This is a genomic window from Streptomyces sp. STR69, assembly GCF_024519455.1.
In the GTDB taxonomy this organism is placed as follows: Bacteria; Actinomycetota; Actinomycetes; order Streptomycetales; family Streptomycetaceae; genus Streptomyces.
On sequence record NZ_JALJRY010000054.1, the window covers coordinates 1 to 23623 of the forward strand.

Below are 23623 nucleotides of genomic sequence, written 5' to 3' on the forward strand. Positions count from 1 at the left end.
CTGCATCCCGTCACCCGAATCACCCGCAAACCGGATGATCACCCGGTCCAGACGCTGGACGTCTTTCACCCCCGCCCGTTTGCGTTGTTCCCCGACGATGGCTCCGTCGGCCTGCTCCGCTGGGCTACTGACCTGGCTGGTCACTGAACTGGACCTCCTCTTCGAGGACGCTGTCCGGGCATGGTCGAACCGCCGACCCTCCCAGGATCAACCCTACGTCCGTAAGGGTCGCCTTCCTTGGGCCGTTCGCATGTTGGACGCTGTTTTGAGACGGCCTGACAACCTGACTTGTCATGATTTCTCGCCCCCCGGCGCTTCTCTTGAAGACGCTCCCATGCATTGTCCGGTTCTCGACTCGACTAACGGCTGATGGCTGACACGGTGTCAGTTTGTCAGGAGTTGAGGTAGGTGAGGACGGCCAGAACACGCCGGTGATCCCCGTCACTCGGCGACAGCCCCAGCTTCAGGAAGATGTTGCTGACGTGCTTCTCGACCGCGCCGTCGCTCACCACCAGCTGCCGGGCTATCGCGGAGTTCGTCCGTCCCTCCGCCATCAGCCCCAGCACCTCGCGCTCCCGCGGGGTGAGCCGCACGAGCACATCCTGCTTACGGCTGCGCCCCAGCAACTGCGCGACCACCTCCGGGTCCAGCGCCGTACCCCCCGAGGCCACCCGCACCACCGCGTCGACGAACTCCCGGACCTCGGCCACCCGGTCCTTCAGCAGATAGCCGACGCCATGCGTGGAACCGGCCAGCAGTTCGGTGGCGTAGCGCTCCTCCACGTACTGCGACAGCACCAGCACGCCGAGACCGGGATGCGCCTTGCGCAGCTCCACCGCGGCCCGTACGCCCTCGTCGGTGTGCGTCGGCGGCATCCGTACGTCCGCCACGACGACGTCCGGCAGCGCGCCCTGGTCGGCCAGCTCCGTGATCGTCTTGACCAGTGCGTCCCCGTCGCCGACCCCGGCCACCACGTCGTGCCCGCGGTCGGTCAGCAACCGGGTCAGGCCCTCCCTCAGCAGCACTGAGTCCTCGGCGATGACCACCCGCACCCTGTCCTCCACGATGTTCGGCCCCCCATAGCCCGCCCTGCCCGTCCGCGCCCTGTTCGCATCCGTCCGCACGGCAGGTCCAGCATTCCAGTATTCGGACCCCGGTGCGTCCGGGCGAGTGGAATTCGGACTGGGGCACGCTCCCCGACGGCCGGAACGACATCCCGCCGGACGGCCGGAACAGGGACAGGACATCGCAGGTTCCGGCTCTCCGCACGACCTGGTCCCGATCACCGGGCGCCGGGTGCCCGACACGGAGGGGTGGGCCCATGGGGGCGAGCGCGTGACGGGGGTGTCGGTCGGGGGCGCGGCGACGGCGTACCTGCCGGACGGCGGGGGGGTATGAGGAGTGCGCGGTGGCTCCGGCGGGCCGCTGGGGGAGGGGCGGAACCGGGGGAAGGTGGTGCCGGCGGTGGGCGATCCCGGTAGTTCCGGCGTTCGCGCGTGGGCGTGGGCGTGGGCCGGTGTTCACTTTTCAGTACAGGCGGGCGGCGGGCGCCCTCAGCCTGTCCGGTGTTTGAGGACGAGGCCGTTCAGGCCGAGTTCAGGCCGAAGGGGGGTCTGGGGGCGCTGCCCCCCAGGAACGGCGGCGGCGGGGCTCAGCCCCGCCAGGGCAGTTCCGCCGTGATCCGGGTCGGGCCGCCCGCCGGGGAGTCGACCACCAGGATCCCGTCCACCGCGTCCAGGCGTCCGGCAAGACCGGCCAACCCGGAACCGCCGGAGGCATCCGCGCCACCCACCCCGTTGTCCACGACCTGCAGCATCAGCCGGTTCTCCACCCGCCACACATCCACCGCCGCCCACGTGGCCTTCGCGTGCTTGCTGATGTTCTGCAGCAGTTCGGAGACGGTGAAGTACGCGATGCCCTCGATGGCGGCGGCCGGCCGCGACGGCAGGTCCACGTCCACCTTCACCGGTACCGTGCAGCGCGAGGCGACGGAGGAGAGGGCCGCGTCGAGCCCGCGGTCGGTGAGTACGGCGGGATGGATCCCGCGGGCCAGATCCCGCAGCTCCTGCAACGCCGTCTTCACCTCGCCGTGCGCCTCGCCCACCATCCGCGCCGCGGCCTGCGGGTCCTCGGTCAGCTTCTCCTTCGCCAGCCCAAGATCCATCGCCAGGGCCACGAGCCGCGCCTGTGCCCCGTCGTGCAGGTCGCGCTCGATCCGCCGTAGATCCGCCGCCGCCGTGTCGACCACGACACCCCGGTCCGACTCCAGCTCCACGACCCGTGTCGCCAGCGTCGACGGTCCGAGGAGCCCGTGCACCATCAGCCGGTCCACCAGCGTCAACGCCCGTACGATCCACGGCGTGGCCAGTGTGAACAGCAGTCCCACCAGCGCGGTGACGGTGATCTCGAAGGGGTTGTCCAGATAGATCCGGTGGTGCTCGTCGCCGTACAGCTGAAGGCCGCCCCCACCGCCGTACATCGGGAAGAGCCAGAACCACAGCGGGTACGTCAGGAGGGCCCAGCCGTAGGCCCAGAAGTTGAGGGCGACGACGAAGGAGAAGACCGCCCACGGGAAGTGCAGCACCGCGTACAGCAGATGGCGCCAGGACGTGCCGGACTTGAGGACGGCGCCCATCCAGGCCATCGGGCCGTTCTTCCTCATCCGCAGCGGCTCGGGGTCGGCGACGTCCAGGTCGAGCAGGCGGCGGGCCCGCGCCCGTTCCAGCGCGCCGAAGCCGCGGCAGCCGGCCAGGGCTCCGGCCAGGACTGGTACGCCGAGGAACGTGACCAGCAGGCCCGCGCCCAGCGCCACCATCGTGATCGCGTAGGTGAAGAGCATGATGCTGATCGGCAGGCTCAGCAGGATGTATCCCAACTCGCGCCAGCTGCGCGCCGCCAACGGTGCGCGCAGCGCGGTCGGCAGCCGGCGCCGGCGCCGCTCGTCGAGGTCGAACGTGCCCTGCGACCCGTACTCCTGCCCGTACTCCGTGGCCATTGACGTCGTCCCGTTCTACTCGTTTCCGCAACCGTGCTGCTGTATCTCCAGACTGCTCGGCCGCAGGTCCACGGGCCATGGAGTCCGTCGGCGTCCTCGGAGGGGGGTTTTCCCTACCCCTGCTCTCCTTCCTTCAGCCCCGGCCCGGTTCGGCGGTCCGTTCGCGCCAGGGCAGCTCCGCGGTGACCGTCGTGGGGCCGCCGGGCGGGGAGTCGAGGACGAACAGGCCGTCCACGGCGCCCAGTCGGTCGGCGAGGCCGCGCATGCCCGTACCGCCGTCGAGGCGTGCGCCGCCGCGGCCGTCGTCCCACACCTGGATCAGCAGCCGGTCGTCCGTCCGCCACACGTCCACCGACGCGGTACGGGCGCCACTGTGCTTGCTGATGTTCTGCAGCAGCTCGGAGACGGTGAAGTACGCGATGCCCTCGATGGCGGCGGCCGGGCGCGCACCCAGCTCGGCCGTCACCTTCACCGGTACCGTGCAGCGCGAGGCGACGGAGGAGAGGGCCGCGTCGAGTCCCCGGTCGGTGAGTACGGCGGGATGGATCCCGCGGGCCAGATCCCGCAGTTCCTGCAGCGCGAGCTTCACCTCGCCGTGCGCCTCGTCCACCATCGCGGCGACGTGTTCGTCCGCCTGCCCCTCCAGCAGCTTCTCCTTGGCCAGGCCGAGCCCCATGGCCAGATTCACCAGCCGGGCCTGCGCCCCGTCGTGCAGATCGCGCTCGATCCGTCGCAGATCCGCCGCCGCCGTGTCGACCACGACACCCCGGTCGGACTCCAACTCGGCGATACGGCGCTCCAGTTCGTCGGAGGGGGAGAGGAGACCGCGCACCATCGCCCGGTCCACGTTCGCCAGCCCCCGCGCGATGAACGGCAGCACCGGCCACAGCACGAACAACGAGGTCAGGGTGATCATGAAGGTGGCGATGCCCCACGGCAACCGCATCCCGTCGTACAGCACCGTCCGCCAGCCCACCGGGTCCTTCAGCGCCATCCACACCCGCTGCAGCAGCCCGCCCCCCTTGCGCAACGGCAACGGGCTCGGCTCCTCGATCCGCACCCCGAGCAGCCGCCGGGCCCGGCCCCGCTCGAACTTCCCGATCAGCCGCGCGCCCATCAACCCCAGCGCGAGCAGCGGGAACCCGACCACGGTGACGGTCAGCCCGCCGCTGATGGACAGCATCGTCACCACATAGACGAAGCCGAACACCGACACCGGCAGATTCGTCAGGAGATGCGCGATCTCCTTCCAGGTGTGTCCGTCGTAGGCGAAGCGGGCCGGCGGCAACGGCTCGTCGAGCTTGTCGCCACCGGATGCCGCCGGGTCGGCGTAGGGGATGCGTACGGTCATATGGGCCAGCGTGCCGCGCGGCGGGCCCCGGCGCCATGAGGTCCGCCGCCCCGGTTCCCGGGGGAAAACCCCACCATCGCGTCCATCTCGGCATTTCGAGCGGATCTCAAGCCGCGACGGGCTGCTTACCGCCCCTTTAACAGGGCCTAGACTCCCGTGCGTACACATCGTCGAACACAGAGTTCACATGGGTCACCGGGGCATCGGAGCGGGCCTGTAGCGAGCCTGTGGGGAACGGGCCCGTAGCGGGCCTGTGGGAAGAGGAGGGGTCGGACTTGCGGGAGATGGTGCAGGGGACCTTGCCGGACGGTTCGCCGGTGACCTTGCCGGTGGCCTTTCGGGAACCGGCCGTGGTCGTGGCGGCGGACTACTTCCGGTCCTACTCCGTCGTGGGACTGCTGACCGTCGTCGGCGTGCTCTTCGTCGCCGTGGCCTTCGGCGCCGGCCGCCTGCTGCGCCCGGTCGTCCCCACCCCCGAGAAACTCCTCACCTACGAGTGCGGCGTCGACCCCGTCGGCGAGGGCTGGGCCCACACCCAAGTCCGGTACTACGTCTACGCGTTCCTCTACGTCATCTTCGCCGTCGACTCGATCTTCCTCTTCCCCTGGGCCACGGTCTTCGCCGCCCCGGGCTACGGCGCGACCACCCTCGTCGAGATGTTCGTCTTCCTCGGCTTCCTCACCGTGGGCCTGCTGTACGCATACAAGAAGGGCGTCCTGACATGGACGTGACCCCCGAGCCCGTGCTGCTGCCGGAGCCGAAACGGCTGGGCACCCTCGCCCGTCTCGCCCCCGAGCCCATGAAGGTCGTCCTCAACTGGGGCCGCCGCTACTCCCTCTGGGTCTTCAACTTCGGCCTCGCCTGCTGCGCCATCGAGTTCATCGCCGCGTCCATGGCCCGCCACGACTTCATCCGCCTCGGCGTGATCCCCTTCGCGCCCGGCCCGCGCCAGGCCGACCTGATGGTCGTCTCCGGCACGGTCACGGACAAGATGGCCCCCGCCGTGAAACGCCTCTACGAGCAGATGCCGGAACCGAAATACGTCATCTCGTTCGGCGCCTGCTCCAACTGCGGCGGCCCTTACTGGGACTCCTACTCCGTCACCAAGGGCGTCGACCAGATCATCCCGGTCGACGTCTACGTTCCCGGCTGCCCGCCCCGCCCCGAAGCCCTCCTCCAGGGCATCCTCAAACTCCAGGAGAAGATCGCCCGGGAGTCACTGGGGGAGCGGTACGGGTACGGGACGCCGGGGGCACGGCCTTCGACGGCGGCATTGCAGAGCGGGTTGGTCGCGGCGCCGACACCATCACCGGTGCCCGGCGAGACGCAGGGTTCATCGGCTACGGCTACGGCTACGGCTGCGGGTTCGTCCTCCGACCCGGCGGCCTCGGGGGACGACCGATGACCGCCGTCGGTTGGTTGCCCGCGCCCACCGAGGAACTCTTCGGTACGGAGGCCACCGCCGAGGAGTCCTACGACCTCCTCACGGTCGACGTACCGCCCACCACCTGGCTCGCCGCCCTGCGCACCGCCCGCGACGACCTGGGCTGCACCTACTTCGACTGGCTGAGCGCGGTCGACGAACCCGGCACCGGCTTCCGCGTCTCGGCCCACGTCGTCGCGCTGTCACCGGTACGCAGGCTCCTCGTCCGGACGACGGTCCCGCACGAGACTCCTGCCCTCCCCACCGCCGTCGACGTCTACGCGGGCGCCGCCTGGCACGAACGCGAGACGCACGAAATGTTCGGCGTCGACTTCGAGGGCCACCCGGCCCTGGACCACCTCCTTCTCCCGGAAACCTTCGAAGGCCACCCCCTCCGCAAGGACTTCGTCCTGGCGGCCCGCGTCGCCAAGGCCTGGCCCGGCGCGAAGGAACCGGGCGAGTCCGACCATGGCGGCCCCAAACGCCGCCAGATGCTCCCGCCGGGCGTCCCTGACCCGAACGAGTGGGGCCCCCTGAAGGGCCAACTCCCGCCGGCCCCGGCCCGCCCCGCCCGCGGCGCTGCCCGAACGGCGGGCGACCGACCGGTGCGAGGCGAGGGCGACCGCCCGGTGCGTGCGGCCGCGGGGGAGCGTCCGGCCGGGGCGGCGGGCGACCGACCGGTGCGAGGAGCAGGCGCACCAGGCGACCGGCCGGCACGGCGCGCCCGTACGGCATCGGATGGCTCGGCGAGCCAGACCGCACCGGGTGGGAGCGAGGTGCGTGAGGTGCCGCAGGCCGAGAATCCAGCTGTGGTGCCGTCGACCGAGAGTCAGGCTCAGCCGGCCGAGGGCGCCCCCGCGGTGCCATCGGCCAGGCCACGCCGGGCGCGCAGCGCGAGCGAGGGATCGGCGAGCCAGATCCGCGGGGCGGGTACCGGGACCGAGGCCGGGGCCGGGACGGGGGTTGAGGCCGGGGCCGGGGCCGTGGCGGGGGCGGGAGTTGAGGCCGGAGCCGGAGCTGAGGCTGGAGCCGGAGAACAGGCTTCGGGAGCTTCGGCCACACCGCGCCGCGCGCGCAGCGACTCGGAAGGCTCGGTGAATCAGCAGACGGAGGGCACCAAAACCCCCCGACGGTCACGCAGCGCCGGCGACGGCTCAGCTTCACAACAGGGCCCGGCCCAGGCGCCCGCACCAGCGCCTGCGGTGGAACCGGCACCCACAGCAGATCCGGCATCCGCACCGGAACCGGCACGGGAGGGCACCCCCGTCCAGCCGCCCACGAGCCCCCGCAGCCCGGACGCACCGTGGCACCAAGCCCGCCCAGCCTTCGACGAGCCGGGGCCAGCGCCGGGGCCGGTGTCTGAGCCCGATTCCGGACCTGGGACCGATTCCGGGCCGGTGTCCGATTCCGGGCCTGAGCCCGGGCCGGTGTCCGATTCCGGGCCTGAGCCCGTGCCGGTGTCCGAACCTGAGTCCAGGCCGGAACCCGAGTCCACCACGCGCCCGGCCGACGGACCGTCAGCCGGAGCCGGAGCCGGAGCCGGAGCCGGAGCCGACTCGGCCGAGGCTCAAGACGACTCGGCTGCAGCCGATCCAACCCCCGAAGGCCAAGCCCCCGAAGAACCGACCCCCGACACCCCCGCAGGAGGCCCGCAGTGAACGACGTGTTCGACGTCGCCCTGCGACTCCTGATCGTCTTCGTCGTCTTCCTCACCTTCCCTCTCATCGTCGGCCAGACCGAACACAAGGTGATGGCCCACATGCAGGGCCGCCTCGGCCCGATGTACGCCGGTGGCTTCCACGGCTGGGCCCAACTTGTCGCGGACGGCGTGAAGTTCGCCCAGAAGGAAGACATCGTCCCGGCGGGCGCGGACCGCCGTATCTTCCAACTCGCCCCCGCCGTCGCCCTCCTCCCGTACCTGCTCGTCCTCCTGGCCATCCCTGTCGGCCCGAGCGAGGGTGCCGTCGGTCAGGTTCTGGACGCGGGCATCTTCTTCGTCCTCGCGGTGATGGGCGTGAGCGTCCTCGGCTCCCTCATGGCCGGCTGGGCCTCCGCCAACAAGTTCTCCCTCCTCGGCGGCCTCCGCACAGCCGCCCAACTCCTCGCCTACGAACTCCCCATGCTGCTCACCGCCGCCTCCGTGGCCATGGCAGCCGGCACGGTCTCGCTCCCCGGCATCCTCGACGCCTTCCACTGGTGGTGGCTGCCCTGGCAGATCGTCGGTGCGATCGTCTTCTTCGTGGCGGGCTTGGCCGAACTCCAGCGGCCCCCCTTCGACATGCCCGTCGCCGACTCCGAGATCATCTTCGGTGCCTACACCGAGTACACCGGTCTCCGCTTCGCTCTCTTCCTCCTCGCCGAGTACGCCGGAATCGTCGTCCTGTGCGGCCTGACCACCGTTCTCTTCCTGGGCGGCTGGCATGGCCCGTGGGGCGCAGACGGCCTCGGCTGGGTGTGGACCCTGCTGAAGACCGCGCTCCTCGCCTTCGTCGTCATCTGGCTCCGTGTCACCTATCCCCGGCTGCGCGAGGACCAGCTCCAGAAGCTCTCCTGGACCCTCCTCGTCCCCCTCTCCCTGGCTCAGATCGCCCTCACCGGCATCGTGAAGGTGGTGTTTCTCCAGTGACCCCGTTTCCTGGCTCCGGCCTGGCCAAGGGCCTGGCCGTCACCCTCCGCACGATGACGAAGAAGACCGTCACCGAGCAGTACCCGGACGCCCAGCCCGACCTCCCGCCCCGCACCCGCGGAGTCATCGGCCTGTTCGAGGAGAACTGCACGGTCTGCATGCTCTGCGCCCGTGAGTGCCCCGACTGGTGCATCTACATCGACTCCCACAAGGAGACGGTCCCGGCGGCGGCCCCGGGTGGCCGCGAGCGCAGCCGCAACGTCCTCGACCGCTTCGCCATCGACTTCTCCCTGTGCATGTACTGCGGTATCTGCATCGAGGTCTGTCCTTTCGACGCCCTGTTCTGGTCCCCGGAGTTCGAGTACGCCGAGACCGACATCCACGAACTCACCCACGAACGCGACAAGCTCCGCGAGTGGATGTGGACCGTCCCGGCCCCACCCGCCCTCGACCCCGGCGCGGAGGAGCCCAAGGAGATCGCCGCCGCCCGCAAGACCGCCGAGAAACTGGCCGCGACTCAGGCTGCCGCGGAGGCGGCCCAGGTCGCGGACGCCACCGAGGTCACCGAGGTCACCAAGGCCGCGGAGGGCACCGGGGTCGCGCAGACCGCAGCGGAGCCCGCCGAGCCCGGCCACGTCGAGTCGGCCTCGCCCACCGACCCGCCGGAGGGACAGTCGTGACCCTCTCCACCACTGCCACCGCCACGGCAACCCTCGCCGCCACCCACACCCATGGTTTCCTCTCCCCGACCGGCGTGGAGATCGCCTTTCTCCTCGTCGGTCTGGTCACCTTCGGCGCCGCCCTCGTCACCGTCACCACCAAGCAGCTGGTGCATGCCGCCCTGTGGCTCGTGGTGGCGCTCGGGGGCATCGCCGTCGAATACCTCCTGCTCACCGCCGAGTTCATCGCCTGGGTGCAGGTCCTGATCTATGTCGGTTCCGTCGTCGTCCTCCTTCTCTTCGGTCTGATGCTCACCAAGGCCCCCATCGGCCGCTCCCCGGACGCGGACTCCGGCAACCGCTGGGCCGCCCTCACCGTGGCCGTCGCCGCCGCGGCGGCCCTGGTGTGGGTCGTCGTCGACGCCTTCCGTGCGACCTGGATGGACCTGGACGGTCCGGCCGCCGGCTCCACCGCGGTGACCGGCGCGAGCCTGTTCCAGAACTGGGTCCTCCCCTTCGAGGCCCTCTCCGTCCTTCTCCTCGCGGCCCTGGTCGGCGCGATCGTCCTGTCCCGCAAGTCGAAGGCGGAGTCGAGCTCTCCCCCTGTGAACTCCCGGCCAGCGACCGGTAGTTCCCCATCCGTCCCGGATTCCCGTAATCACACGACCGGGCGAAATGGCGTGGTTGAGGGCAACGGTTCCGCAGGTCGGAACAACCCGACCGAGCAGGAAGGAGCCCGCTGATGCACCTCGTCTATCCAGCCGTGCTCGCCGCCCTCCTCTTCTGCACAGGCGTCTACGGCGTCCTCGCCCGCCGCAACGCGATCCTCGTCCTGATGTCGGTCGAACTGATGCTCAACGCCGTCAACCTGAACCTGGTCGCCTTCGACGTCTGGCTCAGCCGGACCGCCGAGGACAAGCTGCACTCCGGCCAGGCCCTGACGCTGTTCACCATCGCCATCGCCGCCGCCGAGATCGGCATCGGCCTGGCGATCGTCCTCGCCGTCTACCGGGCCCGCGGCACCTCGGACATCGACAAGCTCCGCGACACCGCCGAGGGCCACGAATCGGACGGTCCCGGCGGTTCCGGCGGATCCGGCGATCCCAGTGGGGCCGACGGCCCCGACAGCGACGGCACCGAGCCCCCCGCGGCCGAGAAGGCTGAGGCCACCGCGTGACCACGACCACCCTCGCCGTCCTCGTCCCCCTCCTTCCGTTCCTGGGCGCCGCGGCCGGCCTGCTCCTGGGCCGCACCGCCCCCGGCTTCGTCCGTCCGCTCGCCGTCCTGCCGACGCTTGCCGCACTCGCGCTGGCCGCGATCGTCGCCGTACGCCAGGGCGGCGACGCGGCCATCGACTCCACCACCGAACTCACGCCCACCGGCTCGGTCCCCGTCGAACTCGCCCTGCACATCGACGGCTTCGCCGCCCTCGTCGCCGTCCTGGTCGGCTTCGTCGCCACCTGCGTGCAGATCTACTCGACGGGCTACCTGCGCGACGACCCGCGCTACCCCTCGTACGCCGCCCTCGTCTCCCTCTTCACCTCCGCGATGCTCCTGGTCGTCTACTCCGGCGACCTGATCGTGCTGCTGGTCGGCTGGGAAGTCATGGGCATCTGCTCCTACTTCCTGGTCGGCCACTACTGGGAGACCCCGGAGGCCCGCGCCGCTTCCATGAAGGCCTTCCTCGTCACCAAACTCGGTGATGTCCCCTTCCTGATCGGCCTGTTCGCGCTCGCCACCGACGCCGGGTCCTTCCGCATCACCAAGGTCCTCGGCACCGTCGCGAGCGGCGGGCTGCACCACCCGACGCTGATCGCCCTGCTGCTCCTGGCCGGCGTGGCGGGCAAGTCGGCCCAGTTCCCGCTGCACACCTGGCTGCCCGACGCGATGGCCGGCCCCACCCCCGTGTCCGCGCTGATCCACGCCGCGACGATGGTCGCCGCCGGTGTCTACTTCATCGCGCGTCTCCTCCCGGTCTTCGAGGCCTCCTCAGCCGCGATGGTCGTCCTCGCCGTCATGGCCTCCGTGACGATGGCCGGTTCGGGCCTCGCCGCGCTCGCCCAGGACGACATCAAGCGCGTCCTCGCCTACTCGACGATCGGCCAACTCGGCTATATGACCGGCGCCCTCGCCGTCGGCGACCGCGGTGCCGCCGTCTTCCACCTCCTGTCCCACGGCGCCTTCAAGGCGCTGCTCTTCCTCGCCGCCGGCGTGATCATCCACGCCTCCGGCACCAACTCACTGGCCGCCATGTCCCGCATGGGCAACCTGCGCGCCCGCGTCCCCGACGCCTTCTGGACGATGACCGTGGCGCTCCTCGCCCTCGCCGCGATCCCGCCCTTCAGCGGCTTCTTCTCCAAGGAGTCCGTCCTCGGCGCCGCCGAACACGCGGCCACCGAGCACACCTCGCACATCCCCGGCGCCGCGGGCTGGATCGTCCTCGTCGCCGGCCTGCTCACGGCCCTGCTCACCGCCGCCTACGCGACACGACTGTGGCTGCTCGCCTTCCACGGCCGGGGAGTTGAAGCCCCCGACCACGGCAGGCAGCCCGTGGCGATGAACGCCGTGCTGTGGGTGCTCGCCGTCCCGTCCCTCGCCCTGGGCGGACTCGCCTACCGCGTGCTCCCGGACTGGTTCGACGGCCGCGACCTCACCCCGACGCTCACCACGTCCGTACTCGGCACGGGTGTCGCGCTCGTCGGGGGCATCGTCACCTACGGCGCCTGGCGGCAGACCACCACGCTGGCGGCCCGCGCACCGATCGGCGCGGTCGCGGCCCACCCGGAGGGCGACGCCGGACTGGTCGAGGCGGAGGCCATCGCGAGCCACACACCCGCCTACGGAGACGTGGCATCGGCACCCGACCCGGCGGACCCGGGCCGCCTGCTGCTGGGCCCGCTGCACCGCCACGCGGCCACCGGCTTCCACCTGGACGCCGTCTACGGGGCGCTGTTCGTCCGCCCCGTGCTGGCGGCGGCGAGCCTCGTCCGGTTCCTCGACCGCGAGGTCGTCGACACGTACGTACAGGGCGCGGGCACCCTGCCCCGCCTCCTCGGAGCCGCCGTACGGCGCGCTCAGACCGGCAATCTGCAGACCTATGTGAGCGCGCTGCTCGCCGGCACCGTCGTCCTGACGGTCGCCGTCCTCCTCGTCGCCACGGGAGCGTGAGCAGGCGTGATCGATATCAACGAGTCCGTGATGCAGGTCCTTCTGGCGTTCGTCGTCGTCGGCCCGCTCCTCGGCGCCGTCGCCGCTCTCCTGCCCGCCCCGCCGGGACTGAAGGGGAAGTCGCCCGAGCAGGCCGTACTACGCCACGGCGTCACCGTGACCGGCGTGGTCCTCATCGCCGCGATCGTCCTCGCGCTCGGCTTCGACCACGACCATCCGTCGAAGATGCAGGCCACGACCGACATCAGCTGGATCCCCGCACTCGACGTGCGCATCCACCTCGGCATCGACGGCATCTCCCTCCCCCTCCTGGTCCTGACCGCGCTGCTGACCTTCCTCTGCGCGCTCTACTCCTACTTCAAGATGCCTTCGGGCCCGTCCCCGAAGGCATTCGTCGCCCTGATCCTCGTCCTGGAGTCCGGCACCCTCGCCACCTTCGCCGTCCTCGACCTGATCCTCTTCTTCCTCGCCTTCGAGACCGTCCTCATCCCGATGTACTTCCTCATCGCCCGCTGGGGCGGTGCCCAACGGACCCAGGCCGCCTGGAAGTTCATCCTCTTCACACTGCTCGGATCCGTCGTCATGCTGCTCGGCCTGCTCCTGATCGGAATCAAGGCGGGCACATTCGACATGGTGGCACTCGCCACTGACAACGGCCGGTCGCTGACCACATCCGTGCAGGTCATCGCCGTTCTGGCGGTCGGGATCGGGCTCGCGGTCAAGACGCCGATGTGGCCACTGCACAGCTGGCTGCCCGACGCCCACACCGCCGCCCCGACCGTCGGCTCGGTCCTGCTGGCCGGCGTGATGCTGAAGATGGGCACGTACGGGTTCGTCCGCATCCTGCTGCCGATCGCACCGGACGGCATGCACACCTTCGCGCCCTACCTCGCCGCCTTCGCCGTCGTCGGGATCATCTACGGCTCCCTGGCCTGCCTCGCCCTCGCGAAGCAGGGCGCGAAGGGCGACCTCAAGCGCCTCATCGCCTACTCCTCCGTCGGCCACATGGGCTTCGTCCTGCTCGGCATCTCGACGATGACCCCGACCGGCGTGAACGGCGCCCTGTTCGCCAACATCGCCCACGGCCTCATCACCGGCCTCCTGTTCTTCCTCGTCGGCGCCCTCAAGGACCGCACGGGCACCACCGACCTGGACACCCTGGCCGAGGAGACCGGCGCGGCCCTCTACGGCAAGGCACCACGCCTCGGCGGCCTGCTCGCGTTCGCCGCAGTCGCCTCCCTCGGACTTCCCGGACTCGCCGGATTCTGGGGCGAGATGCTGGCGCTGTTCGGCGCGTTCAAGCCCGCCGCCGACCTCAGTCGCCCCGCGTTCCTCACCTTCATGGCCATCGCGGCCTTCGGCACGCTGCTGACCGCCGCCTACATGCTCGCCGTGGTCCGCCGCGTCTGCATGGGCGCCGTGGCGCAGGAAGCGCCGAAGCTCGCCGACGTCCAGACGTACGAGTTCGCGGCCTGGACCCCGCTGGTCGCGCTCACCGTCGCCGCCGGCCTGTGGCCGAAGGCACTCCTCGGCCTGACCGACCCGGCCGTCCAGCAGCTCCTCGCAGGAGGCACCCGATGAGCGCCCCGGTCCAGCCTCTCGCGGAGTCGATGGTCCAGTCCGTCGACTGGCTCGCGATCGCACCGCCCACCATCACGGCGGTCGTCGGCCTGGTCGTCCTAGTCGCCGACCTGTTCCTCCAGGACGCCAAGAAGGCGCTCCTGGGGTGGGTGTCGGTCGCGGGCCTTGCCGCCTCCGCGCTCATGCTGCTGCCTCTCCTGGACGGCGACCGCGCCACCTTCTGCCTCACCGGCGATCCGACCGCCTGCAGCTATACGGCGGACCGCTTCACCCTGGTCATCCAGTTCCTGGTCCTCGGCGGCGCCCTCCTCGCGGCCCTCCTGTCGATCACCACCTTGAAGGACGCCGACAAGGGACTCCCCGAAGGGGAGTACTGGTTCCTGCTGCTCTCCTCCGCCGCGGGCGCCGCCCTCCTGCCCGCCTCCCGCGACCTGGCGACCCTGATCGTCGCCCTGGAGGTCGCCTCCCTGCCCGCCTTCGCCCTCGTCGGCATCCGGCACGGCGACAAGAAGTCCGCCGAGGCGGCCCTCAAGTTCTTCCTGTCCTCGGTCACCGCGACCGCGGTCAGCCTGATGGGCGTCAGCTTCGTGTACGCCACCACGGGCACCCTGTACCTCACCGAGATCGCCGACCGCATCCAGCATGTCGACGGCCAGTTCCACACCCTGGCCCAGACCGGCGTCGTCCTCACCCTGATCGGCTTCGCCTTCAAGACGGCCGCCGTCCCCTTCCACTTCTGGGTACCCGACACCTACGTGGGAGCGCCCCTTCCGATCGCCGCCTACTTGTCGGTCGTCGGCAAGGCGGTCGGCTTCTCCGGGCTGATCCTCGTCACCGTCGTCGCCTTCCCGTCGTACGCCGACGTGTGGGGACCGGCACTCGCCGCACTGGCCGCCCTCACCATGACGATCGGCAACCTGGGCGCCCTGCGCCAACAGGCCACGCGCGCGTACAGCGCGGTACGGCTGCTCGCCTGGTCCTCCGTCGGCCAGGCCGGCTACCTCCTGGTGCCGATCGCCGCCGCCGCGTACTCCAAGGACGCCCAGAAGTCGATCGGCTCCACCGTCGCCTACGCCCTCATGTACGCGGCCGTGAACCTCGGCGCCTTCGCGGTGGCCGCACTGGTGGGCCGTAGCAGAGCCCTGAACCGCATCAGCGACTACCGCGGGCTGTACGCGTCGAACCCTCTCGCGGCCCTCCTCCTGGCCTTCTTCCTGCTGTGCCTCGCCGGACTGCCGCCGGGTGTCATCGGGCTCTTCGCCAAGGTCACCGTCTTCTCGGCGGCCGTCGACGCGGGCCTGGGCTGGCTCGCGGTCGTCATGGCCGTCAACGTGGTGATCGCGCTCTTCTACTACCTTCAGTGGACGGCCCTGCTGTTCCGCGCGACTGAGGGGGAGCACGACAAGCACCGCGTCCCGGCCCCCCTCACCGCCGCACTCGCCCTCACCGGCGCTCTCGGAATCGCCCTCTCCGGAGCACCCCAACTGGTCCTGCGCTTCGCCGACACCGGACTCTTCTGAGCCGCCGGCACAAACCACCTGAGCCACCGGCACATACCACCGTCCTCACCCGGACGGCCCACGCCCGGCGCCGTACGCACAAGGGAACTAGTGGCCCTCGCCTGGCGTTGACCAGTGCGGAAGGGTCCACTGGACGTGGCACCACGAGACCAGTGGCATCAGAGATCAGCAAGCAAAGGGTTCCCCTGCTGCACGATTTTGGAGGGCGTACCGTGCACCGCCGGCACAACGGGCTCAGGACCGCAGTTCTCCTCGGGGGACTGTCCGCACTCATCATCGTCATCGGCAGCTTCTTCGGCCGCATGGGGCTCGTCGTAGCGGTCGTGATCGCGCTGGGCACGAACGCGTACGCGTACTGGAACAGCGACAAACTGGCGCTACGCGCGATGCGCGCCCGCCCGGTGAGCGAGTTCGAGGCCCCGGCCCTTTACCGGATGGTCCGCGAGCTCTCCACCCAGGCCCGCCAGCCCATGCCGCGCCTGTACATCTCGCCCACGGAGGCACCCAACGCCTTCGCGACGGGCCGCAACCCGCGCAATGCCGCCGTGTGCTGCACGGAAGGCATCCTGCGCCTCCTGGACGAGCGCGAACTGCGCGGAGTCATCGGCCACGAGCTGAGCCATGTCTACAACCGAGACATCCTGATCTCGTCGGTCGCCGGCGCCCTCGCCTCGGTGATCATGTTCCTGGTCAACTTCGCCTGGCTGATCCCGATCGGCCGCTCGAACGACGACGACGGACCCGGCATCCTGGGCATGTTGATGATCATGATCCTGGGGCCCCTCGCGGCCAGCCTGATCCAGTTGGCCATCAGCCGCTCCAGGGAGTACGAGGCCGACGCGTCCGGCGCGCAACTGACCGGCGATCCCCTCGCCCTCGCGAGCGCCCTGCGCAAACTCGACGCGGGCACCAAGCAGCTTCCGCTGCCCCCGGAGCCCCGCATCGAGACCGCGAGCCACATGATGATCGCGAACCCCTTCCGCCCGGGCCAGGGACTCTCCAAGATGTTCTCGACACATCCGCCGATGGCGGAGCGCATCGCCCGGCTCGAGAAGATGGCAGGTCGCCCTCAGTGAAAACCATCCTGAACGTCATTTGGCTCGTCCTGAGCGGCTTCTGGCTGTTCCTCGGGTACCTGCTCGCAGGCGCGCTGCTGTGCATCACGATCATCGGCATCCCGTTCGGCATCGCCGCATTCCGTATCGGCGTCTACGCCCTGTGGCCCTTCGGGTACACCACGGTCGAGCGCCGTGACGCGGGCGCGGCGTCCTGCTTCGGCAACGTCCTGTGGCTGGTCCTCGCGGGCTGGTGGCTGGCCCTCGCGCACATCGTCACCGGCATCGCCATGTGCATCACGATCATCGGCATCCCGTTCGGCATCGCCAACTTCAAGCTGATCCCGATCTCGCTGTTCCCCCTGGGCCGCGAAATCGTGCCCACGGACCAGCCGTTCGCCACCCGCTGACGGGGGCGACCGTGGTGGGGGCGCCGAAGTACGTCCTGCTGTCGTACGACGAAGGCTCCGAGTCCACCGGCGAGCACGGGTACGAGCAGACCTGGGCACTGTGCCAGGACGCCGACGACCTCTTCGCCGACCCGCCCCCGCTCACCCGGGAGACGTACGAACTGCTCGGCTGCGCGCCCGAGGGCGAACTCGCCGAAGCCCTCGCACGCGCGCGTGCCGACGGCTCGGCACCGCTCGGCCTGCTCACCCTGGAGATCCTCGACAAGACCGGCACCGGTGCGGGAATGCAGGGGGACTGGTGGCTGGAGGACGTACGTGTAGTCGGCGACCGTCCCTGCGCGCGTGACCTGTCCCTGAGGGACGTCACCGTCGAGGGGCGATCGTCCGACGACAACCCCTACGACTACCCGCACTGCCCACCGCTCTCCCCGGGCTACCGACTGCTGGGCCCGGACGGCGAACCCTGGGGCGGCTGCCGGGACTTGGCCCACCTCCAGGAGGACCGGCCCGAACCGCTGGACCCTCCCGTGCGCCTGTTGGGCTGTTCCCCGCGCGGCGCGCTGCGGGCGGCCCTGGACAGCGGGGACGAGGACCTCGGCCACGCCAAGTTGCTGCGTATCGACTCCACGGGTCGGCCCCTGCAGCCCGCCACCGAGGGCGAGTTGCGGGCCTGGATCCCGTCCGCGCGCGGCCCGGGCCTGGTCGACCTCACCCTCGACCCCTGGGCGGAACGGCCGCCGCTCGCGGCCCGGGCAGTGTGGGACCTGTGGGGCGAGGGGCGCCCCTCCGAGCCCGGCCGCTGGGCCGGTTGCGACGCCGAGGCCCGCCGGTTCTGGCTCGGCACCGCGCTGGCGAACCACGCCCACGGCGCCCCGGACCGTCCGCCGGGCACCACCTACCACCTCGACGGCAGACACATCACCGACCCGCAGGGCTTCTTCTGCGCTCTCGGCGAGGCGGTGAACGGCCCCGGCGGATACTTCGGTTGGGGCGTCGACGCCCTGGACGACTGCCTGCGCGGTCGCTGGGGAGCCGCCCCGCCCTTCACCCTCGTCTGGCACGACGTGACCGTCGCCCGCACCTGCCTCGGTCTCACCCCGCTCACCGGCCCACGCCCACCGACGTTCGAGGAACTGCTCGCCCTCCTCGCCGAAAAACACGTCGACGTCCGTCTGGCCTGACCGTTCGTCATCGGACCCCCGGAGAGCTGGTTTTCCACAACCGCCGGGTTGTCCACAGGCCGGCCCGATTGTCAGTGGCGCGTTGCACTATGAAGCCATGACCGAGAACGAGCAGCGACTGCTGACCCGGGTGGCCGCCGAAGCCCGCAACACCCTTCCGTGGGGCTGGACTTCGCTCCCCGCCCCGGTGGACGAGGCCACGGTGACCCGCGCCGAGGCCGCCCTGGGCTTCAGCCTGCCCCCACTGCTCGCAGCGCTCTACTCGCGCATAGGAGACGGTGGATTCGGCCCGGAGTACGGCCTGTTGCCCCTGCTCGACAGCCCGCCCGCCGGCGAGCCCGCCGCCGTCACGCAGTACCTCGCCAACCGCGAGAGCGGACGCAAGGACCCCGACTGGCCCTGGCCCGAGGGCGTCCTGCCGATATCCCATTGGGGCTGCGCGATGTACGCGTGCGTGGACTGCCGAACCCCGCAGGCCACCGTGCTGCTCTACGAACCGAACGCGAACGAGGCGGACCACGCGTGGTACGTGGACGCGCCCAGCCTCGCCGACTGGCTCCAGGGCTGGCTCGACGGCACCGGCTGGTACGTCGACGCCAACATCGGCATCGAGCCCGAGCCGTGGACCGACTTCCGCATACGCACGACGACGCAGGCATCCTGACCGGCTCCCGCCACCGGCGACCCTCACGGCACCGTCCTGCCGATGCCTGCAACCACCACACGCATCCGTGACGTCCTGTTCATCGACACGGCGGAACATGCAGCGACAGGCCGTGGGCAAGGACCTACGAACACAGCCTGTCCGGGCGGAATTCACAGCTCCGGATCAGTGCGAGCACAGTGTGAAAGGGCAGGTTCACGGCATGGGCATCATCAGCTGGATCATCCTGGGACTGTTGGCCGGAGCCATCGCCAAATTCCTGCTGCCGGGCCGCGACCCGGGCGGCTTCATCGGTACGACCGTCATCGGCATCGCGGGCGCGTTCCTCGGCGGTTGGATATCGGCCCGCTGGTTGGACCACCCGGTCGCCAAGAACTTCTACGACGGCGCCACCTGGGCCTCGGCGATAGGCGGCGCGCTCGTCCTCCTGATCGCCTACCGCATTTTCTTCGGCAACTCGCGCAACTAGAACCTGTCCCAGCGCGCCCCCGTACCGCAGCCAGCAGGCGAGAAGGGTGGGTACCGACGGGTACCCACCCTTCCTCGTACCGCTGCGCGCTAGGTGTATTGGCCCGTGGACCTGTCCGGCGGATCATGCCGCAGACGCGGAGTCTGGCACGCACCCCCCACCGCACTAAAGGCGTGGGGACCCCCAGCGGCGTTGTTGTCGGTCGCCGACATCCCCCAGCCTTCGGCCGGGAGGCGCCCCCACCGCGTCAACGCCGTCCTCCACCTTCCAGTTGGACGCAACGCCCCCGCTCACGGGCGCCGATCAGGCACTGTCACTTCCCTGCGACCTGATCCGTCGGACAGGGCCTAGTCGCGCGAGCCATGGTTCTACCGGTAGTTGACGAACTGCAGCGCGAAGTCGAAGTCCTTGCCCTTGAGCAGGGCCTGCACGGCCTGAAGGTCGTCGCGGCTCTTCGAGCTGACCCGCAGTTCGTCACCCTGCACCTGGGCCTTCACGCCCTTGGGGCCCTCGTCACGAATGATCTTCGCCACTTTCTTCGCGTTGTCCTGGGAGATGCCCTCCTCGATGGACGCGAAGATCTTGTACTCCTTGCCGGACAGCTGAGGCTCACCGGCGTCCAGCGCCTTCAGCGAGATGCCTCGCTTGACCAGCTTGGACTGGAAGACATCGAGAACCGCCTTGACCCGCTCCTCGGAGTTCGCCTCCATGAGGATCTTCTCGGCGGACCATGCGATCGAGGCACCCACGCCCTTGAAGTCGTAGCGCTGCGAGATCTCCTTGGCGGCCTGGTTGAGGGCGTTGTCGACCTCCTGCCGCTCGACCTTCGAGACGATGTCGAAACTGGAGTCGGCCATGTCCTGTGGCTCCTTGTATCGGGGTGCGTATCGATGCGTGTCACTGCGTATCGGCGTGCGTGAGGACAGCCGCCGAGCCCGGTGTAGGCGCCGGGCCGCATCCGTATAAGCCTAGCCACCCGCTCCCCTCCGGGCGCCGATCTATCGGGTGGCGAAGCACCCCCACGCATCGGGTATCGTTTACGTCGTTGCCACGGAGCGCCGCCGAAAAGCGGTCTGAAGGGCAGCAACCCCGGCGGTGTGCCCGAGCGGCCAAAGGGAGCAGACTGTAAATCTGCCGGCTCAGCCTACCCAGGTTCGAACCCTGGCGCCGCCACATGAAGGTAGACCCTCTCCAACCTGCGGAAACGCAGGTTGGAGAGGGTCTCTTCGTGTCGGGGGACGCTCTTTCGAGTGGAATCGAAACCGGGTGACTTGTCTCACGCTGTGACGCGTGGATCCCGGGGCTGATCAGGGTTTTCGGGCCATACGCGGGCCAGGTCGGGCAATCAGAGGCTACTTTCCGCCCCGAGGTACCCACGGTGGGCAGCTGCTTGAGCCGTAGCCGACGAAGGCCAGCCACAGTGGCGAGTGCGTCTACCGATCAGGCGCGCGTGGGCTAGGGTACCCACCGCCGGGTCTCAGCCACGCTGCCCGGCGACGTCCATCAGGGCAAGCCGTGCCGGCGGAAGCGCGGCGATTTGGGTCTACTCGCTATCTGGTACGAATCTGGTGAGGGCGTCACCGGCGACGTTGCCCGTACTACTTCAGTGGTCGCCTCTAAGAGGTTGTCTCACGTGGTGAGTTTCGCAAGTTTCTTGTAGCAGGTGAGAGCTGCGGCGAGGCCCAGGAAGGCGAGGAAGTGGCTGCCCTTGCGTTCGTAGCGAACGGTGAGACGGCGGTAACCGAACAGCCAGGCGATCGACCTCTCGATCTTCCAGCGGTGTCGGCCGAGCCGCTCGCCAGACTCGATACCCGGGCGCGCGATGCGTGGGATGACTCCTCGGGAGCGGAGCCAGGCAAGGTGTTCGGCGGAGTAGTACGCCTTGTCGGCGCGGACCTTGACCGGCCGTCGTCGTCGTGGCCCGCGCCGGGAGCGTATGGCGGGAAGGCCCAGGAGCAGCGGCTTGAACGCCTGGCTGTCATGCACGTTCGCACCGGACACTGCGATGGCCAGCGGGATGCCCTGCGCTTCGGACAGCACATGCAGCTTGCTGCCCTTCTTACCGCGATCGACCGGGTTCGGCCCGGTCAGCGAGCCCCCCTTTTCGCACGGACGGACGCGGCGTCGATGATCGCTGAGGTCCAGTCCAGCGCACCTCTGGCACCGAGTTCGTCCAGGACCGCCCGGTGCAGCCGGCGCCACAGACCGGCCCTGGTCCACGCCGCGAACCGGCGATGCGCGGTGGCAGGCGAGGTGCCGAACGTTGGCGGCAGATACCGCCAGGCGCAACCGCTGGTCAGCACGTACACCACCGCCGTGAACACTTTCCGATCCGCCACCGGTACCGTCCCGCCACCCTGCTGTCTGGGCCGGAACGGTGGTATCAGTGGCGCGGCAATCTTCCACAGCCCATCGGGGACCAGGTCCCGCGCAAGATCCACAGCCATAGCGGACGATCATGCCCCACGTGGGGCCTGTGGCCCGTCCTCGGGGCAGTGCGGGAATAGCAGTTGGCCATCGAGCCCCACGACTTCTAACCTGCACAAATGACCGAAGACGGCCCCGCAGTACGCGTGGGAGACACCGGACCGCGACCAGTCCACCTGCTCTTCTCCGAGCTGGCAAGACCGTTCGAGAACGACCCCACACTCGACTTCGTCGTGAAAGCTCGCGGGCAATGGGTCAGTATCGAGACCCTGGTTCGGACGTGGCACGGCGACGGCCTCGACACCTTCCTCTCCTCACTGGCCGAGGATTTCCGCGGCTGGGAAGGAGCGCGCGCCTGGCGCTCTCTGGAACGTGACCTGACGATCTCGGCGGAACACCACTCGGGCGGCTACGTACACCTGACGTGGGGCATCCACGATCGACCTCCGTCAGAGGAGTGGCACTTCGAGACCACCACCGTGCACGCGGCCGGCGAGGAGATGCGAAACCTCGCCGCCGAGCTCCACACGTTTCTCACGAGCACGGTCGAGTAGCTGCGGCAACACCACGTGAGACAACCTCTAAACCTTAGTCTTCTATGACGTCGAGATCATCAATGCTCGGAGGATCATCAATCTCGATCGAGTAGCGAGCAAGGCGTGCGGTAAGGCTATCGTCGATCTCCTTTGCTATCGACTTCCAGCCACGCTCTCCGCTGTCACCGAAGAGAGCTACCCCAGTTCCATCAGAACCCGTATCGAATCGGGGACGGAAGAGAATTCCTTCAAATGCATGTTTTCCCGTCTTGCTGAGGATGCTGTCGAACAGCTCAGCAAATTTCCTCGGGATTTCGTAGGGTGTCATCGTTGATAGCTCGTTGGTTACCCTAAAATCTACCGCCGCACGCCGGTCGGTCAGTTTTGCCAGCCTAAAGTTCTCATTTTCGGTAAGCTGATATTCGTGCAGCACCCGGTCTTCGACGAAGTCAGTGGTGAAGATTACGGCAGGACCGTCAGGGCAGAAGTCCGGACCCATGACTTCGAGTAGTCCGGAGAGAGGATCCGTGGTGGTATAGCAAGTGCCGCGCGGAGCTGACAGATCGAATCGACACTCACCGTCCGAGCAGAACCACCATGGGCCATTTCCACGCCTTGCTACCCGATATAACGATTGACCGCTATCCAGGATGACGTGTGGAAACTTAGCCCACGGCCGCCTAATGTTGGGAGGCTGCTGAAATATAGTTTGCCGATTGCTCACTTCGACCACCGATCTGCAGTGGCTTGCGCTATTTCTTGTGCCGCAGTCACTGACTCTGGCTCGCCTTCTCTGAGTGTATCGATGATGCTGCGACCGCCCAAATTAATGAGCGGCCTTCGGAGCCAAGTGGCAACCGTCCAGAGGGTATTTCGCCTATCGTCGGGAAAGGCGCCCAAAATCTCGGCCAGTCCTGAAATTGCCTGCTCGCCGACGAATTGAAATGATGGATAGACGAGGGTTCCATCAGCGGTCTCGAGAGCCAGCAGCCAACGATGGTCAACCCTTTTTGTCAATTCTTCAGGGGTTTCGCGGAGCAAGCGGCAGGCTTGGTCTGTTCGATAGACCGGCCCTATGCTTTCTTTCCACGTGTGCGCAGCTAGAGAAACGATTTCCACTGTGTCGACTATCGGCACCATTGCCGCGCCGTCTGAGGACATTACCTCCGGCGTGGACGGTGCAGGGGAGACTCTATAGTTAGACCCAGATGGCCAGCGCATATCAGTGCCGTCAGCGCGCACGCCGACCTGCTCCCACGCCTTCAGTACGGCCTGGAGTTCCTCGCCGCCGTCTCCGAAGCGGGTCTTCGCGGCGGCGACGGTGAGTGTCGCGAAGTCGGCGAACAGGGCGTCCTTCTTCAACTCGCCGCCGGTCAGGACGTCGTACCAGATCTGTCCGGCCTTCTCCCAGGCGTGTCCGCCGATCGCGTCGGCGACCAGGTAGAAGGCGTGGTTGGGGATGCCAGAGTTGATGTGCACGCCGCCGTTGTCGCGCCCGGTGTGGATGAAGCCGTCCATCGTCGCGGGCTGCGGGTCCTTGCCGAGGGCGTCGTCGTCG

The 23623-nt window shown here is 68.9% G+C and carries 22 protein-coding genes, 1 tRNA gene and 1 pseudogene; 17 read left to right on the forward strand and 7 right to left on the reverse strand.

Features of this window, described 5'->3' with window-relative positions; translation table 11 throughout:
• Nucleotides 1-392: 392 nt before the first annotated feature.
• The 3 genes from OC490_RS47840 to OC490_RS47850 form a co-directional block, all read right to left on the reverse strand.
• Nucleotides 393-1052, reverse strand: coding sequence for a response regulator transcription factor (locus OC490_RS47840; protein WP_026179104.1), 660 nt, complete (start codon nucleotides 1050-1052; stop codon nucleotides 393-395).
• A gap of 599 nt (nucleotides 1053-1651) precedes the next feature.
• On the reverse strand, nucleotides 1652-2995 hold the full coding sequence (locus tag OC490_RS47845; RefSeq protein WP_262064347.1) for a sensor histidine kinase: 1344 nt from the start codon (nucleotides 2993-2995) through the stop codon (nucleotides 1652-1654).
• Nucleotides 2996-3128: 133 nt separating this feature from the next.
• The gene (locus tag OC490_RS47850; protein WP_262064348.1) at nucleotides 3129-4346 is read right to left on the reverse strand and encodes a sensor histidine kinase; all 1218 of its coding nucleotides are present in this window, start codon (nucleotides 4344-4346) and stop codon (nucleotides 3129-3131) included.
• A gap of 284 nt (nucleotides 4347-4630) precedes the next feature.
• Between OC490_RS47850 and OC490_RS47855 the strand changes: the two genes are divergently transcribed.
• The 15 genes from OC490_RS47855 to OC490_RS47925 all read left to right on the forward strand — a co-directional run bounded on the left by OC490_RS47855 (nucleotide 4631) and on the right by OC490_RS47925 (nucleotide 19102).
• Nucleotides 4631-5077: an NADH-quinone oxidoreductase subunit A gene (locus OC490_RS47855; RefSeq protein ID WP_262064365.1), complete on the forward strand. Its 447-nt coding sequence runs from the start codon at nucleotides 4631-4633 to the stop codon at nucleotides 5075-5077.
• Nucleotides 5068-5751 carry an NADH-quinone oxidoreductase subunit B gene (locus OC490_RS47860; protein ID WP_262064349.1) on the forward strand — a complete coding sequence of 228 codons (684 nt, stop codon included), beginning with the start codon at nucleotides 5068-5070 and terminating at the stop codon, nucleotides 5749-5751. The genes OC490_RS47855 and OC490_RS47860 overlap by 10 nt, the downstream gene beginning before the upstream one ends.
• The gene (locus OC490_RS47865) at nucleotides 5748-7427 is read left to right on the forward strand and encodes an NADH-quinone oxidoreductase subunit C (RefSeq protein WP_262064350.1); all 1680 of its coding nucleotides are present in this window, start codon (nucleotides 5748-5750) and stop codon (nucleotides 7425-7427) included. The genes OC490_RS47860 and OC490_RS47865 overlap by 4 nt, the downstream gene beginning before the upstream one ends.
• Nucleotides 7424-8395, forward strand: a complete 972-nt coding sequence (locus OC490_RS47870) for a complex I subunit 1/NuoH family protein (RefSeq protein ID WP_262064351.1) — start codon at nucleotides 7424-7426, stop codon at nucleotides 8393-8395. The genes OC490_RS47865 and OC490_RS47870 overlap by 4 nt, the downstream gene beginning before the upstream one ends.
• On the forward strand, nucleotides 8392-9075 hold the full coding sequence (locus OC490_RS47875; protein WP_262064352.1) for a NuoI/complex I 23 kDa subunit family protein: 684 nt from the start codon (nucleotides 8392-8394) through the stop codon (nucleotides 9073-9075). The genes OC490_RS47870 and OC490_RS47875 overlap by 4 nt, the downstream gene beginning before the upstream one ends.
• Nucleotides 9072-9797: an NADH-quinone oxidoreductase subunit J gene (locus OC490_RS47880; RefSeq protein WP_262064353.1), complete on the forward strand. Its 726-nt coding sequence runs from the start codon at nucleotides 9072-9074 to the stop codon at nucleotides 9795-9797. Before OC490_RS47875 ends, OC490_RS47880 begins: the two co-directional genes overlap by 4 nt.
• A complete protein-coding gene (gene nuoK / locus OC490_RS47885; protein ID WP_262064354.1) occupies nucleotides 9797-10231 on the forward strand; it encodes an NADH-quinone oxidoreductase subunit NuoK in 435 nt (144 codons plus the stop codon). Before OC490_RS47880 ends, nuoK begins: the two co-directional genes overlap by 1 nt.
• Complete coding sequence (locus OC490_RS47890) at nucleotides 10228-12222, forward strand: NADH-quinone oxidoreductase subunit L (protein WP_262064355.1); 1995 nt, start codon at nucleotides 10228-10230, stop codon at nucleotides 12220-12222. Before nuoK ends, OC490_RS47890 begins: the two co-directional genes overlap by 4 nt.
• Nucleotides 12223-12228: 6 nt before the next feature.
• Complete coding sequence (locus tag OC490_RS47895; protein WP_262064356.1) at nucleotides 12229-13803, forward strand: NuoM family protein; 1575 nt, start codon at nucleotides 12229-12231, stop codon at nucleotides 13801-13803.
• On the forward strand, nucleotides 13800-15323 hold the full coding sequence (locus OC490_RS47900; protein WP_262064357.1) for an NADH-quinone oxidoreductase subunit N: 1524 nt from the start codon (nucleotides 13800-13802) through the stop codon (nucleotides 15321-15323). The genes OC490_RS47895 and OC490_RS47900 overlap by 4 nt, the downstream gene beginning before the upstream one ends.
• Nucleotides 15324-15535: 212 nt before the next feature.
• On the forward strand, nucleotides 15536-16399 hold the full coding sequence (gene htpX, locus OC490_RS47905) for a zinc metalloprotease HtpX (RefSeq protein ID WP_262064358.1): 864 nt from the start codon (nucleotides 15536-15538) through the stop codon (nucleotides 16397-16399).
• Nucleotides 16396-16788 (forward strand): YccF domain-containing protein, encoded by a 393-nt coding sequence (locus OC490_RS47910; protein ID WP_262064359.1) that lies wholly within the window; start codon nucleotides 16396-16398, stop codon nucleotides 16786-16788. The genes htpX and OC490_RS47910 overlap by 4 nt, the downstream gene beginning before the upstream one ends.
• 11 nt (nucleotides 16789-16799) lie before the next feature.
• A complete protein-coding gene (locus OC490_RS47915) occupies nucleotides 16800-17969 on the forward strand; it encodes a barstar family protein (RefSeq protein ID WP_262064360.1) in 1170 nt (389 codons plus the stop codon).
• 97 nt (nucleotides 17970-18066) lie between these two features.
• On the forward strand, nucleotides 18067-18633 hold the full coding sequence (locus tag OC490_RS47920; protein ID WP_262064361.1) for an SMI1/KNR4 family protein: 567 nt from the start codon (nucleotides 18067-18069) through the stop codon (nucleotides 18631-18633).
• A 202-nt stretch (nucleotides 18634-18835) separates the two neighbouring features.
• Nucleotides 18836-19102 (forward strand): GlsB/YeaQ/YmgE family stress response membrane protein, encoded by a 267-nt coding sequence (locus OC490_RS47925; RefSeq protein ID WP_019072336.1) that lies wholly within the window; start codon nucleotides 18836-18838, stop codon nucleotides 19100-19102.
• A 368-nt stretch (nucleotides 19103-19470) separates the two neighbouring features.
• Here OC490_RS47925 and OC490_RS47930 read toward each other — a convergent pair whose 3' ends face one another.
• On the reverse strand, nucleotides 19471-19959 hold the full coding sequence (locus OC490_RS47930) for a YajQ family cyclic di-GMP-binding protein (protein ID WP_200715184.1): 489 nt from the start codon (nucleotides 19957-19959) through the stop codon (nucleotides 19471-19473).
• Between the two features lie 234 nt (nucleotides 19960-20193).
• Here OC490_RS47930 and OC490_RS47935 point away from each other — a divergent pair.
• A tRNA-Tyr gene (locus tag OC490_RS47935) sits at nucleotides 20194-20275 on the forward strand.
• Nucleotides 20276-20731: 456 nt separating this feature from the next.
• Here OC490_RS47935 and OC490_RS47940 read toward each other — a convergent pair.
• Nucleotides 20732-21549, reverse strand: a protein-coding gene (locus tag OC490_RS47940) for an IS5 family transposase (protein ID WP_410099276.1) whose coding sequence is annotated in 2 segments (ribosomal slippage) — nucleotides 20732-21199 and nucleotides 21202-21549 — 816 coding nt in all. Because the reading frame shifts where the segments join, the coding sequence is not laid out codon by codon here.
• A 99-nt stretch (nucleotides 21550-21648) separates the two neighbouring features.
• Here OC490_RS47940 and OC490_RS47945 point away from each other — a divergent pair.
• Nucleotides 21649-22083, forward strand: coding sequence for a DUF6228 family protein (locus tag OC490_RS47945; RefSeq protein WP_262064363.1), 435 nt, complete (start codon nucleotides 21649-21651; stop codon nucleotides 22081-22083).
• A gap of 34 nt (nucleotides 22084-22117) precedes the next feature.
• On the opposite strand, the gene OC490_RS47950 is transcribed toward OC490_RS47945, so the two are convergent.
• Entirely contained in the window at nucleotides 22118-22564 is a 447-nt protein-coding gene (locus OC490_RS47950) for a hypothetical protein (protein ID WP_262064364.1), read from the reverse strand.
• Nucleotides 22565-23301: 737 nt separating this feature from the next.
• A pseudogene (locus OC490_RS47955) lies at nucleotides 23302-23623 on the reverse strand (M4 family metallopeptidase); the annotation flags it as partial.

What these genes read in the sequence shown, in the direction of transcription:
- OC490_RS47845 (WP_262064347.1), bottom strand. Translation starts at nt 2,995, where the DNA reads ATGGCCACGGAGTACGGGCAGGAGTACGGGTCGCAGGGCACGTTCGAC.
- OC490_RS47850 (WP_262064348.1), bottom strand. Translation starts at nt 4,346, where the DNA reads ATGACCGTACGCATCCCCTACGCCGACCCGGCGGCATCCGGTGGCGAC.
- OC490_RS47855 (WP_262064365.1), top strand. Translation starts at nt 4,631, where the DNA reads ATGGTGCAGGGGACCTTGCCGGACGGTTCGCCGGTGACCTTGCCGGTG.
- OC490_RS47860 (WP_262064349.1), top strand. Translation starts at nt 5,068, where the DNA reads ATGGACGTGACCCCCGAGCCCGTGCTGCTGCCGGAGCCGAAACGGCTG.
- OC490_RS47865 (WP_262064350.1), top strand. Translation starts at nt 5,748, where the DNA reads ATGACCGCCGTCGGTTGGTTGCCCGCGCCCACCGAGGAACTCTTCGGT.
- nuoK (WP_262064354.1), top strand. Translation starts at nt 9,797, where the DNA reads ATGCACCTCGTCTATCCAGCCGTGCTCGCCGCCCTCCTCTTCTGCACA.
- OC490_RS47900 (WP_262064357.1), top strand. Translation starts at nt 13,800, where the DNA reads ATGAGCGCCCCGGTCCAGCCTCTCGCGGAGTCGATGGTCCAGTCCGTC.
- OC490_RS47920 (WP_262064361.1), top strand. Translation starts at nt 18,067, where the DNA reads ATGACCGAGAACGAGCAGCGACTGCTGACCCGGGTGGCCGCCGAAGCC.
- OC490_RS47925 (WP_019072336.1), top strand. Translation starts at nt 18,836, where the DNA reads ATGGGCATCATCAGCTGGATCATCCTGGGACTGTTGGCCGGAGCCATC.
- OC490_RS47930 (WP_200715184.1), bottom strand. Translation starts at nt 19,959, where the DNA reads ATGGCCGACTCCAGTTTCGACATCGTCTCGAAGGTCGAGCGGCAGGAG.
- OC490_RS47945 (WP_262064363.1), top strand. Translation starts at nt 21,649, where the DNA reads ATGACCGAAGACGGCCCCGCAGTACGCGTGGGAGACACCGGACCGCGA.
- OC490_RS47950 (WP_262064364.1), bottom strand. Translation starts at nt 22,564, where the DNA reads ATGGGTCCGGACTTCTGCCCTGACGGTCCTGCCGTAATCTTCACCACT.